This window comes from Kitasatospora sp. NPDC089509 (assembly GCF_044749365.1).
Classification (GTDB): Bacteria; Actinomycetota; Actinomycetes; order Streptomycetales; family Streptomycetaceae; genus Kitasatospora.
Window position 1 is genome coordinate 68,857 of sequence record NZ_JBIVHS010000031.1, and the last position, 11,629, is coordinate 80,485.

Below are 11,629 nucleotides of genomic sequence, written 5' to 3' on the forward strand. Positions count from 1 at the left end.
CGATGACCGCCGTGACCCCGGAGAAGACCGCCTCCGTTCCGCCGGAGGGGGACCCGTCCGAGCAGGATCCGTCGCAGCAGAATCCGCCGGAAGGGAATCCGCCGAAGAAGAAGAGGCCCCGCCGCGGCCGCCCCACCCGGGCGGCCGCGCCGCGGCGCTGGCGCCACGTCGTGCCGACCGTCCTGCAGATGGAGTCGGTCGAGTGCGGCGCCGCCAGCCTCGCCATGATCCTCGCCTACCACGGCCGTTGGGTCCCGCTGGAGGACCTGCGCGGCGTCTGCGGAGTCTCCCGCGACGGCGCCCGCGCCTCCACCCTGCTGAACGCCGCCCGGACGTACGGGCTGACCGCCCGCGGCTACCAGACCGAGGCCGAGAAGCTCCGCGACCTCGACGGCCCGGTGATCATCTTCTGGGCCTTCCAGCACTTCATGGTCGTCGAGGGCGTCCGCACCCGGTACGGCCGCACCGTCGTCGCCGTCAACGACCCGGCCAGCGGCCCCCGGCTGATGGAGTGGGACGAGTTCGACTCCGGCTTCACCGGCATCGTGCTCTCCTTCGAGAAGGGCCCCGACTTCGAGCCCGGCGGCGACAAGGGCGGCATCGGCCGCGCCCTGCTGGAACGCCGGCTGCCCACCGGCCGCGCCATGCCCCTGGTGCTGCTCGCCAGCCTGCTGCTGGTGCTGCCCGGCATCGCGATCCCCGCGTACACCCGGGTGTTCATCGACCGGGTGCTGGCCGGCAGCGGGAGCGGCTACCTCCTCCCGCTGCTGGCCGCCATGACCGCCACCGCCGTGGTGGTCTTCGTGCTGACCTCCGTGCAACGGCACTACCTGCTGCGGATCGAGATCCGGATGGGGCTGGTCAGCTCCGCCCGGTTCTTCCGGCACCTGCTGCGGCTGCCGGTCGACTTCTTCCTCCAGCGCCGCCCGGCCGAGGTCGCCAAGCGCGTCTCCGGCAACGACGTGGTCGCCGAGATCCTCTCCCGCGACCTCGCGCTCACCGTGATCAACCTCGGTCTGGTGCTGTTCTACGCGGCCGTGCTGATCCGCTACGACATCCTCCTCGGGGTGGTCGGCGTCGGCATGGCGCTGCTCAACGTGGTCGTGCTGCAGGCCGTCGCCCGGGCCCGGACCGACGCGGTCGCCGCACTGCGCACCGACCGCGGCAACCTCACCGCCACCACCTTCACCACCCTCTCTCTGATCGAGACGGTCAAGGCCACCGGCGCCGAGCAGGACGCCTTCGGCCGCTGGGCCGGCTTCCTCGCCAAGGTCGTCACGGCGAAGCAGAAGCTGGGCATCCCCAGCGCCGTGCTCACCGTGGTGCCGCCGATGCTGGCCGCGCTCAACAGCGGGCTGATCCTGCTGGTCGGCGGCCAGCGGGTGGTGGACGGCGCGATGAGCGTCGGCATCCTGGTCTCGTTCCAGACGCTGCTCGCCGCGCTCAGCCGCCCGGTCACCCAACTCACCAACCTGGGCGGCCGGTTGCAGGACGTCACCGCCGACATCAAGCGGCTGTACGACGTCGAGCGCTACCCGGTGGCCGCCGCCTTCGCCCGGCCCGAGCCGCCGGCCGGGCCCAAGCTGGACGGCACCCTGGAGTTCGAGGACGTCCGCTTCGGCTACAGCCCGCTGTCGGAGCCGATCATCAAGGGCCTCGACCTGACCGTCGTGCCCGGCCGCCGGGTCGCCGTGGTCGGCGGTTCCGGCAGCGGCAAGTCCACCCTGGGCCGGCTCCTCACCGGGCTCTACACCCCGTGGTCCGGCCGGATCCTGCTGGACGGGCGGCCCCGCGAGGAGATCTCGCGGACCGTGCTGGCCTCCTCGCTGGCCTACGTCGACCAGGACATCTCGCTGTTCGAGGGCACCGTCCGGGACAACCTGACGCTGTGGAACGACGACGTCCCCGACGAGGCGGTCACCGCCGCGCTGCGCGACGCCGCCGTCTTCGACACCGTGATGACCCGCCCCGGCGGCATCCACAGCCCGGTCCTGGAGGGCGGCCGCAACTTCAGCGGCGGCCAGCGCCAACGCCTGGAACTGGCAAGGGCGTTGGCCAGCGAGCCGACCCTGCTGGTGCTGGACGAGGCGACCAGCGCGCTCGACCCGGAGACCGAGCGGGTGATCATGGACAACCTGCGCCGCCGCGGCTGCGCCTGCCTGATCATCGCGCACCGGCTCTCCACCGTCCGTGACGCCGACGAGATCATCGTGCTGCACGAGGGCTCGATCGTCGAACGCGGCACCCACGACGAGCTGTTGGCGCTCGGCGGGCACTACACCGCGCTCATCGAGTCGGCGCGCCGCGAGGAGGAGGACGAGCTGTGACGCTTGCCGTGGAAGTCTGCTCGCCGCTGCTCGCCGGGGCGGCCTCGCCGGTCGAGCCGCTGGCCGACCGCTACCTGGTGCTGGACGACCCGGAGCAGTTGCTGCTGGTCCGCTCCGGCGCCGTCGACCTGTTCGCCGTACAGCTCGACTCCGGTGTGCCGCAGGGCCGTTGGCACTTCCTCTGCCGGGTCGCGGCGGGCACCCTGGTGCCCGGCGCGGCCGGGGCCGGGCAGCGCCGGGGCATCGTCGCCCGGCCGGTGCTCGGCGCCGAGCTGGCCTTCCTGCCGACCGCCCGGGTGGACGGGCTGCCCGCGGCCGGCGGCGGCGCCGTCGACCAGTTCCTCGGCGGCCTGGCCCGCGGCCTCACCGCGCTGGCCGGCGCCCTGCGGGACACCCTGCCGCCCCGCGAGTTCACCCCGCTCGACCCCGTCGACCCCACCGTCCTCAAGAAGGGCCAGGCGCTCCGCTCGGTCGACGGCCTCCAGTGGGTGCGGGTCGAGGAGGGCGGCGTCGAGGCGCCCGAGGGCGCCGGCGGCGAGCTCACCGCCGGCGCCGAGCTCTGCCTCACCGAACGGGACTGGCTGATCGCGGCCGGCCCGGCCACCGTCCTGGCCCGCTCCCCGCGCCAACTGCTCGACCAGGGCGGCCTGTGGGAACGCCTGGCCACCCACTGCGGGCGGCTGCTGGACGCCGTCGACCGCCGGATCGAGGCCCGCCGGGGCACCGAGACCGAGCTGATCGCCGCCCGCCGGGAACGCGACGCCGGCACCCTCGCCGACTCCGCGCGCGGCTTCGAGACCATCCTGCGCGACACCTCCTCCCGGCTGCGGATCGGCGACGCCACCGGCGACGAGCCCACCCTGGCCGCCGCCCGGCTGGTCGCCGCGCACGAGGGCTTCACCGTCACCGCCCCGGTGGCCGGCAACGGCCACGACCGCCGCCTCGACCGGCTCCAGGCGATCGCCCTGGCCTCGCACGTGCGCACCCGCTCCGTCCGGCTGGACGGCACCTGGTGGCGCGGCGACCTCGGCGCCATGGTGGCCTACCGCAAGGCCGGCGCCCCCGTCGCCCTGCTCCCGCTCGGCAGCGGCTACGTACTGGCCGAGGGCGGCAAGGTCACCCCGCTGACCCCGAAGCTCGCCGCCGAACTCCAGAACAAGGCCACCGTGCTGTACCGGCCGCTGCCGGCCGCCGTCCGCTCGGTCGCCGGGCTGCTCCGCTTCGGGCTGCGCAACAACCGGCAGGACCTGTGGATGTTCACCGGGATGGCCGCCCTGGTCGCGCTGATCGGCCTGCTCGTCCCGGTGATGACCGGCGAGGTGCTCGGCACCTTCGTCGCCCACGCCCAGCGCAACCTGATCACCGAGGGCGCGCTGGTGGTGATCGGCTCCGCGATGGCGGTCGCCGCGCTGTCCATCGTGCAGAACATCGCGGTGCTGCGGATCGAGAGCCGCTCCACCGCCGCGATGCAGGTCGGCGTCTGGACCAGGCTGCTGTCGCTGCCCGCGCCGTTCTTCGCCAACTACTCCACCGGCGAGCTCGGCACCACGGTGCTCGGCGTCAGCGCCGCCCAGGAGACCCTCTCCGGGATGATGACCACGGCGACCCTCGGCCTGCTGACCGGTCTCGCCAACCTGGTGCTGGTCTACTTCTACGACCTGCGGCTGGCCGGCCTGGCCACCCTGCTGGTGCTGGTCGGCGTCGCCGTCGGCCTGGCCGCCGGGCGGCTGGAGGTCCGCTGGCAGCGCCGGCTGTACTCGCACGAGCAGGCGATGTCCGCCCGGGTCTTCCAACTGCTCACCGCTGTCCCCAAGTTGCGGGTCACCGCGGCCGAGGACCGGGTGTTCGGGGTGTGGGCCGCCGAGCTCGGCAAGGGGCGGGGGCTGGCGGCCTCCTCCCGCCGGGTGCAGAACGCCGTCACCACCTTCAACGCGGGCTTCCCGCTGATGTGTTCGGTGGTGGTCTTCGGGGTCATCGCCGGGCCGCTGGGCGGCGAGGTGCCGATCCCGGTCTTCCTGTCCTTCTTCACCGCCTTCAACCTGCTGATCGCCTCCAGCCTCCAGTTCACCTCGGCCGCCGTCACCGCGCTCGGCGTGGTGCCGATGCTGGAGCGGCTGCGGCCGATCCTGGAGGAGAAGCCCGAGGTCGACGACAGCAAGGCCGACCCCGGCGACCTCTCCGGTCGCCTCGGCCTGAGCCACGTCACCTTCCGCTACGGCGAAGACGGCCCGGCCGCCCTCCAGGACGTCACGCTGAGCATCGAGCCCGGCGAGTTCGTCGCCGTCGTCGGCCCGTCCGGCAGCGGCAAGTCCACCGTGCTGCGGCTGCTGCTCGGCTTCGAGCGGCCGGAGAGCGGGACGGTGCTCTACGACGGCCAGGACCTCGGGGAGTTGGAGGTCTCGGCGGTGCGGCGGCAGTGCGGCGTGGTGCTCCAGAACGGCGCCCTGCTGGCCGGCGACATCAAGGCCAACATCGTCGGCTCCACCAACCACACCCTGGACGACGCCTGGGCCGCCGCCGAGATGGCCGGCATCGACAAGGACATCGCGGCCATGCCGATGGGCATGAACACCGTGCTCTCGGAGGGGACGAGCACGCTGAGCGGCGGCCAGCGGCAGCGGTTGATGATCGCCCGGGCACTGGTCTCCCGGCCCCGCATCGTCTTCTTCGACGAGGCGACGAGCGCGCTGGACAACCCGACCCAGCGGCTGGTCACCGAGTCGACGCGAAGACTCAACGCCACCCGGGTGGTCATCGCGCACCGGCTGTCGACTGTGGCCGAAGCCGACCGGATCATCGTGATGGACCAGGGCCGGGTGGTCCAACAGGGCAGGTACGAGGAGCTGTTGGCCGACCGGGACGGGCTGTTCGCCCGGCTGGCACACCGGCAGATGTAGACGGAGAACTGAGGATCATGGAATACACCCTGCTCATTCACGGCGACGAGCGGGTCTGGAACGCGCTGGGCGAGGCCGAACAGGCCGAACTCGATGCCGCCCACGCACGGTTCGGACGCGAGCTGTGCGAGGCGGGGGTGGGCGTGCGGTACGGCGGAGGACTACGGCGCAGCTGCAGCGCCCGGCTGGTGGTGCCGGGCGGCGGGGAGGAGACACCGGTCTCCGACGGACCGTACCGGGAGGGGCACGAACACCTCGGCGGGCTGTGGGTGATCGACGTGCCGGAGGAGTCGGAGGCCGTCGCCTGGGCCCGCCGGATGCCCGCCGCGCCGGGCGACCTGGTCGAGGTCCGGCCGGTGCGGGTGACCTGAGGCCGTGACCGCGGAAGCGGCCCGCTCCTGGTCGGGGCGGGCCGGACGGCTCAGGACCGGAAGTCGTCGATGACGACCACGCCGGTCGGGCCGTACGTCGCCAGGTCCGCCAGGACGGCGCCCGCCTCGCTCAGGCCGACGGTGCGGGAGACGATCCGGCCGGGGTCGAGGCGGCCGGATTCGATCATGGCGAGCATGGTGCCGAAGCGCTGGGCCTGCATGCCGAAGGCGCTCCGGAACTCCAGCTCCTTGACCAGCATGACGTCGATGGGGAGGGGGACGTTTCCCTTCTCCGCGCCGGTGGTGTGGCCGAGTTGGAGGTGCCGGCCGCGGGTGCGGAGGGAGAGCACGGAGTTCCGGCAGGCCTCGGCGATCCCGACGGCGTCGACGGAGACGTGGGCGCCGCCGTGGGTGAGGGTCTTCACGGCCTCGGTGGGGTCGTCGTCCGTCGCGTTGACGGTGTGGACGGCGCCCAGCGCGCGGGCGGCGGCCAACTTCTCGTCGGTGAGGTCGATCGCGATCACGTTGGCGCCGGTGGCGGCGGCGATCTCCACGGTGGACAGGCCCATCCCGCCGCCGGCGCCGTACACGGCGACCCACTCGCCGCCACGGACGCGGGCCTGGTCGACGACGCCGTGGAAGGCGGTCATGTAGCGGCAGGCGAGGGCGGCGACGGCGGTGAAGCCGACGGCGTCGGGGACGCGGACGAGGTTGACGTCGGCGTGGCGGACCATGACGTACTCGGCGAAGGCGCCCCAGTAGGAGACGCCGGGGACGAGGGCGTCGACGTTGTCGCAGACGTGCTGGTGGCCGTCGCGGCACATCGGGCAGGTGCCGCAGCCGGGGTTCATCGGGAAGATCACCCGGTCGCCCTCGCGCCAGTCGCGTACCGCTGAGCCGACCTCGACGACGGTGCCGGCGAACTCGTGGCCGAGGACGAAGGGGGGCGCGAGGGTGGGGCCACCGGTCCAGAACTGGCCCGCCCAGAGGGCCCAGTCGGTGCGGCAGATGCCGTTGGCGCCGACCCGGAGGACGGCGCCGTCGGGCGGGCAGACGGGGTCGGGGACGTCGTGGACGACCAGGGGCTTGCTGAGCTCTTCGATGACTGCGGCGCGCATGGCGCGGCCTCCTCGGGGGCTGATGTCCACTGGTTGAAGGGGTGGACTCGGACGCTAGCCAGTGGCCCGGATCGATGTCAACCACTTAGAGTGGTGGACATGAGCGAGGAAGAAGGGCGGCAGCGAGAGGCGCGCCAGCGCGCGAAGACGGACTTCCGGTTCGACGACGCCCGGCTGTGCTTCGCCTTCGCGGGGACGCTGGCGGACCGGGGGACGGCGGAGCCGTTCGAACGGCTGGGGCGACCGGAGGACTTGGGGCGGTGGTGCGTGGAGAGCGGGTGCGCGGCGGAGGCGCCGGACTGCACCTCGGAGGAGCTGATGCAGGCTGTTCGACTCCGCGAAGCGATCCAACGCATCGGCCAGACCCTGGCGGAGTCACGACCCCCGGCCCTTGAGGACATCACCCTCGTGAACACCGCTGCGGCGAAGCCAACTTCCGTCCCCGAACTCTCCGCCGATGCGACGGCTGTGCACTGGACCGGCGGGAACGTGGCGGCCGTACTCTCCATGGTCGCCCGCGACCTGATCGCCCTGTGCGCGTCCGAGCAACGCAGTCGCGTCCACCTCTGCGGAAACCCCACCTGCGGCGCCCTGTTCGTGGACACCTCCCGCGCCGGCGCCCGCCGCTGGTGCTCGATGAAGACGTGCGGCGCCCTACTGAAGAAGCGCGCCTACCGCGCCAAGACCCAGAAGTAGACGGCCCCGCTCACGGCCGCGCCGCCGCCACGGCATCGGTGTACAGCTCGGTCGTCAGGTCGTCCTCGCCGATTCCGAGGCCCGCGAGGACGGCCCGGACCACCATGAGCGCCTGCGCGAGATCGTCCTGCCCGTGCGCCTCGGTCTCGACCTCGATGAACGTGGCGTCCAGCTCGGGCACCCGGACGAGGGTGGCGAGAAGCCGCCGCTCGTCGCACCCGAAGTCGTAGTTGCGGCACCGCTTCTCGAACTGGATGCGCGGGGCGAACCCGAGGCCGCGCACGATCTCGTGCGCGGCCTCGGCATCCTCGACGCGGGTCTCCGCCTCCGGCTTCGAGCCGGACGCCGCGTCCACTCGGGCGCCACCTGGGCCTGAGCCCGAGGAGGGCCCGATGGCGGACTGCGCATCCTGACCGGCGGCAGCACCCAGGTCCTGCCCTTCGGCTGACAAGCGCACCCGAGCGACGGACCACCGGCGGCCTCTTGCGGGGAGCAAGTGGCCGCCGGAACGATTCACTCAGGCGAGGTGGTCGAACTCCCCGGCCTTCGTGCCTTGGAGGAACGCGGCGAATTCGGGCGAGGTCGTGTGGACGATGACATGGCCCTCGTCGGACTCACGGAGTTGGATAGCCCCGTCGGCGGCCCGCACCTCGACGCATGCATTACTGGAGCCGGAATAGCTGGACTTCTGCCATGCAGGGCTACTCATGATTGCCCTCTATCTCCTTCTTGATGGATCGGATGAAGTCTCGCGAGTGATCTTCCGAGAGGGCCACAGCTGCCATCCGATCGAGGATCTCGCGGTAACTAGCCAGGTCAGCTGGCGCATCGAAGAGTGGACATCCAAAGCTGATGTCGATCTGCACGGTGTCCAGCTCTGGCACTGGGCCCGCGATGTGGACGAAGTTCTCACTGGGGCCAGGCAGCGATTCGATCTTAAACGGTACGACCCTCACCGAGATGCCGGAGCTCGCGGAATGGTCGATGAGCGCACCGAGCTGCTCGGCGAGCGCTGCTGGCCCACTCTCTGAAGCAGCCCTGGCAGAAAAGTGATCGAGTAGGTGGAGATCCGCCGAGCGTGGGCCTCGATCGCCGCCACATCGAGCAAGTCGGAACTCAGGCTCAGGCTGTACTCCTCCCACCAGCCCGTCTCTCGCTCCCGAGTCATGCCGGCAAGCGCATCGCGCAGCGGTTCGTTGTCGCACGCGCAGGCCGCAGCGATCTCACGCAGACGTCCCTCTGAAACGGCCGACTTCCCGTTCTCCATCTGGCTCACCAGGGCAGCGGTCACCCCGAGCAGGCGCGCGAGCTGACTGCCGCCGAAGCCGGCCTGCTCTCTCATCCTTCGAAGCTCGGCGCCGAGCCCTCGGCGTCGTCGCCACCCTCAAGATCCGACCGCCGGACGACGGCTCCGATCAGCACTGAATCCACACGAAGGCCCGCTCCGTCTCACGGTGCGGGCCTTCGGTGTCCGGCCAGCGGACGCTTCGTCAAGTCGCCTTCCCGGCCCGGCAATGGCTTCGCCAACCTTCCCCAGGTGCCTCTTGCCCAGGTCATGACACCCCCGTCATCCTGTACTGCCACCCGCCAACGGCAGCCCCCACGGCCCAGGTTGACAGGTGGACCTCCTGTTCGTCCCCTCACGAAGGAGTCCAGCATGCGCAAGTCCCTGATACGTCTCGTCACCCTCGCCGCCACGGCCACGGCCTTCGCCGCCCCCGCCGTCCCGGCCAGTGCGACAGCCGCCCACGCGGCGCTGTCCTTCCGCCCCCTCTCGTACAACACCAACGGCTACAACTGGGGCGGGTACGCCGCCCAGGGCAGCGGCTACAGCTCCGTCGCGGCCTCCTGGGTCGAGCCCGACGCGAGCTGCAACTCCTCGAACGACCTGTACGCCCCCTGGGTCGGCATCGACGGCTACGGCTCGTCCAGCGTGGAGCAGACCGGCGTCGCGACCGACTGCTCCAGCGGCAGCCCGGTCGACCAGGCCTGGTACGAGATGTACCCGGCCGCCCCGGTCTACCTGAGCCAGAGCTCGTACCCGGTCTCGGCCGGCGACCACATCGCCGCCTCGGTGACGTACGCGGGCAGCAGCCGCTACACCCTCAAGCTCGTCGACTCCACGGCCGGCTGGACGTACACCACCACCAAGTCCACGTCCGCCCAGCGGACCAGCGCCGAGGTCATCATCGAGTCGCCGACCGGCTCCTACCCCAACTTCGGCTCGGTGACCTTCACTTCGGCCACCGTCAACGGCAAGTCCCTGGGCTCCGCCAACCCGGTCGCCCTCGACCCCAGCTCCAACGCCGGCTACGAGGCCAGCACCAGCGCACTGAGCTCCAACGGCACCAGCTTCAGCGACACGTACATCCAGGAGTAATCGCCCCCAGCGCACCCGGCGCAGGAAGTCGGCCCGTCCGACTTCCTGCGCCGGAACGCGTTCAGAACGCCGCGAGCCGGTCGACCAGCAGTGGCACCGGCGGACCGGCTCAGGCCAGGTGGGCGGCGATCAGCGGGGCGCAGGCGTCGGGGCGTTCCAGCAGGGGCAGGTGGCCGGTCTCCGGCAGCGTCTCCAGCCGGCAGTCGGGGACGGTGTCGCGCAGCAGTCCGGCGTTGCGGACGAACGCGGGCATGTCCTCGTCGCCGAGCAGGACCAGGGTGCGGGCGGTGATCCGGCGCAGGTCGTCCTCGGTGTGCCGGTGGGCGGTGAGGGCGTCCATGGCGCGGTTGCCCAGTTCGGCCCAGCTGTGCCGGGCGACGACGGCCCGCAGGGCGGCGCGGAGTTCGGGGTGGCGCTCGGTGCCGGTGAAGATGTCCGGCGGGGACTGCATCCAGAGGTCGGCCAGCTGCTCGCCCGGGCCGGCGAAGCGGTAGAGCATGGCGAGCTGCTGGTAGCGGACCCGGGCCGAGTCCTCGTTGGGGGTGCCGGCCAGGGTGGGGGCGGCGAGGACCAGGTGGTCCAGCAACCCCGGCTCCTGGATGGCGAGTTGCAGCGCCGACATGGAACCGAAGGAGAGCGCGACCACCGAACGGGCACCGGTCTCCTTGACGACGTCGGCCAGCCGCCCGGCCAGGGCGGGAAGTTCGAGACCCGGGGCGAGCGGCGCGGAGCGGCCGTGACCAGGGAGATCGACGCCGATGTGGGTGTAGCCGGGGAGCCGGTCCCACAGCGGCTGCCAGGTGGTGGAGTCCATGGTGTAACCGTGGATCCACAACACCGCAGGACCATCGCCCTGCCGGTGCAGGTGCAGGTCAGCGGTCATCGCGGCCTCCCGAGAAGTCGGCGCAGAAGTCGGCGCAGAAGCGGCGGAAGGCGAGCACGGGCTCGTCCCGGGCGTCGTAGCGCGGGGTCATGGTGTGGTCCAGGTGCTCCCAGACCACCTTGTCCTCGGCGAGCGCCTTCCCACTGCCGCCGAGCAGGGCCGGCAGTGCCCCGCGCTGGTCCTCGCGCACCCCGATGGCGACCCGGGCGACGCAGCCGCCGTCCTCGGTCGGCACCGAGCCGGTGACGATCACCTGCCGGGTCTCGGCCGGGCCGAACTCGGTCACCACCACGTTCGGGCTGAACGCCTGGGCGTGGAAGCGCGGCTTGAAGTCCCACCGCACCCGGCCCGTCCGGACGGCCTCCCAGCGGATCTCCTCCAGGGTGCGGGCGTCCTGCCAGGGCGAGGTCTGCATCAGGAACTCGCCCTCGATGACCAGTTCGCCGTGCTCGCCGTCCCGGGTGGCCATCCCCCGGTTGCCGGGCACGCCGTGCACGGCCTTGAAGTGGTCCGGGTCGAAGGCGTTCTCCACCACGTATTCGGAGGGCACATCGACCGGCAGACTGACGGCCGCGACCAGCGGGTACTCCTCCGCCCAGCCCTGGACGGACCGCTCGAAGCCGCGGTCGCCGTCCGGGTCGTCCGACAGTCGGACGAACAGGGCGTCGCCCCACTCCAGCACCCGGTGCTCGGCCACCGACCAGTGCTTGGACGGGTCCCCGAGGCCGATCCGCTTGCCGTGGAACGGGCAGACCAGGCAGTCGCCCTCGCGCCGCCCGCCGTAGCCCAGGTGGGCACCGCGGTGCGGGCAGTTGGCGTCCAGGACGCGCACCCGGTCGGCCTCCCGGAGGGCGATCAAGCGGCGCGACCCGACGGCCAACGGGGTGATCTCGTCGGTCAGTTCGGATCGGAAGGCCAGCAGGTACCAGCCGTGGTGCACAGTCATCGGACTCACGT

Annotated in this window: 11 protein-coding genes and 1 pseudogene; 5 read left to right on the plus strand and 7 right to left on the minus strand. The window is 71.8% G+C overall.

The annotated features are described in order from the left end of the window. Positions 1-2 precede the first annotated feature (2 nt). The 3 genes from ACIP4P_RS39505 to ACIP4P_RS39515 are packed head-to-tail and all read left to right on the plus strand — an operon-like array spanning position 3 to position 5,595. Positions 3-2,327 carry an NHLP family bacteriocin export ABC transporter peptidase/permease/ATPase subunit gene (locus ACIP4P_RS39505; RefSeq protein ID WP_400927625.1) on the plus strand — a complete coding sequence of 775 codons (2,325 nt, stop codon included), beginning with the start codon at positions 3-5 and terminating at the stop codon, positions 2,325-2,327. Continuing rightward, a complete protein-coding gene (locus ACIP4P_RS39510; RefSeq protein ID WP_400927627.1) occupies positions 2,324-5,224 on the plus strand; it encodes an NHLP bacteriocin export ABC transporter permease/ATPase subunit in 2,901 nt (966 codons plus the stop codon). The genes ACIP4P_RS39505 and ACIP4P_RS39510 overlap by 4 nt, the downstream gene beginning before the upstream one ends. Before the next feature lie 17 nt (positions 5,225-5,241). After that, the gene (locus tag ACIP4P_RS39515; protein ID WP_400927630.1) at positions 5,242-5,595 is read left to right on the plus strand and encodes a YciI family protein; all 354 of its coding nucleotides are present in this window, start codon (positions 5,242-5,244) and stop codon (positions 5,593-5,595) included. 50 nt (positions 5,596-5,645) lie between these two features. Here ACIP4P_RS39515 and ACIP4P_RS39520 read toward each other — a convergent pair whose 3' ends face one another. Further along, entirely contained in the window at positions 5,646-6,713 is a 1,068-nt protein-coding gene (locus ACIP4P_RS39520) for an alcohol dehydrogenase catalytic domain-containing protein (RefSeq protein WP_400927633.1), read from the minus strand. A 99-nt stretch (positions 6,714-6,812) separates the two neighbouring features. On the opposite strand from ACIP4P_RS39520, the gene ACIP4P_RS39525 reads away from it, so the two are divergent. Continuing rightward, on the plus strand, positions 6,813-7,409 hold the full coding sequence (locus ACIP4P_RS39525; protein ID WP_400927636.1) for a CGNR zinc finger domain-containing protein: 597 nt from the start codon (positions 6,813-6,815) through the stop codon (positions 7,407-7,409). A 10-nt stretch (positions 7,410-7,419) separates the two neighbouring features. Here the strand turns inward: ACIP4P_RS39525 and ACIP4P_RS39530 are convergent, their stop codons facing one another. The 4 genes and pseudogenes from ACIP4P_RS39530 to ACIP4P_RS39545 all read right to left on the minus strand — a co-directional run. Further along, positions 7,420-7,764: an adenylyl cyclase gene (locus ACIP4P_RS39530; RefSeq protein ID WP_400927639.1), complete on the minus strand. Its 345-nt coding sequence runs from the start codon at positions 7,762-7,764 to the stop codon at positions 7,420-7,422. Between the two features lie 162 nt (positions 7,765-7,926). Continuing rightward, positions 7,927-8,118 carry a DUF397 domain-containing protein gene (locus ACIP4P_RS39535; protein WP_400927642.1) on the minus strand — a complete coding sequence of 64 codons (192 nt, stop codon included), beginning with the start codon at positions 8,116-8,118 and terminating at the stop codon, positions 7,927-7,929. Next, complete coding sequence (locus tag ACIP4P_RS39540) at positions 8,111-8,614, minus strand: Scr1 family TA system antitoxin-like transcriptional regulator (protein WP_400927645.1); 504 nt, start codon at positions 8,612-8,614, stop codon at positions 8,111-8,113. Before ACIP4P_RS39540 ends, ACIP4P_RS39535 begins: the two co-directional genes overlap by 8 nt. Further along, a pseudogene (locus ACIP4P_RS39545) lies at positions 8,596-8,760 on the minus strand (helix-turn-helix domain-containing protein); the annotation flags it as partial. The gene ACIP4P_RS39540 and the pseudogene ACIP4P_RS39545, both read right to left, overlap by 19 nt. Positions 8,761-9,066: 306 nt before the next feature. Here ACIP4P_RS39545 and ACIP4P_RS39550 point away from each other — a divergent pair. Continuing rightward, the gene (locus tag ACIP4P_RS39550) at positions 9,067-9,789 is read left to right on the plus strand and encodes a G1 family glutamic endopeptidase (protein ID WP_400927648.1); all 723 of its coding nucleotides are present in this window, start codon (positions 9,067-9,069) and stop codon (positions 9,787-9,789) included. Between the two features lie 109 nt (positions 9,790-9,898). Here ACIP4P_RS39550 and ACIP4P_RS39555 read toward each other — a convergent pair whose 3' ends face one another. Together ACIP4P_RS39555 and ACIP4P_RS39560 are read right to left on the minus strand one after the other, a co-directional pair. Further along, positions 9,899-10,672: an alpha/beta fold hydrolase gene (locus ACIP4P_RS39555; RefSeq protein ID WP_400927651.1), complete on the minus strand. Its 774-nt coding sequence runs from the start codon at positions 10,670-10,672 to the stop codon at positions 9,899-9,901. Beyond that, a complete protein-coding gene (locus tag ACIP4P_RS39560; RefSeq protein ID WP_400927654.1) occupies positions 10,662-11,618 on the minus strand; it encodes a Rieske 2Fe-2S domain-containing protein in 957 nt (318 codons plus the stop codon). Before ACIP4P_RS39560 ends, ACIP4P_RS39555 begins: the two co-directional genes overlap by 11 nt. Between the last annotated feature and the right edge of the window lie 11 nt (positions 11,619-11,629).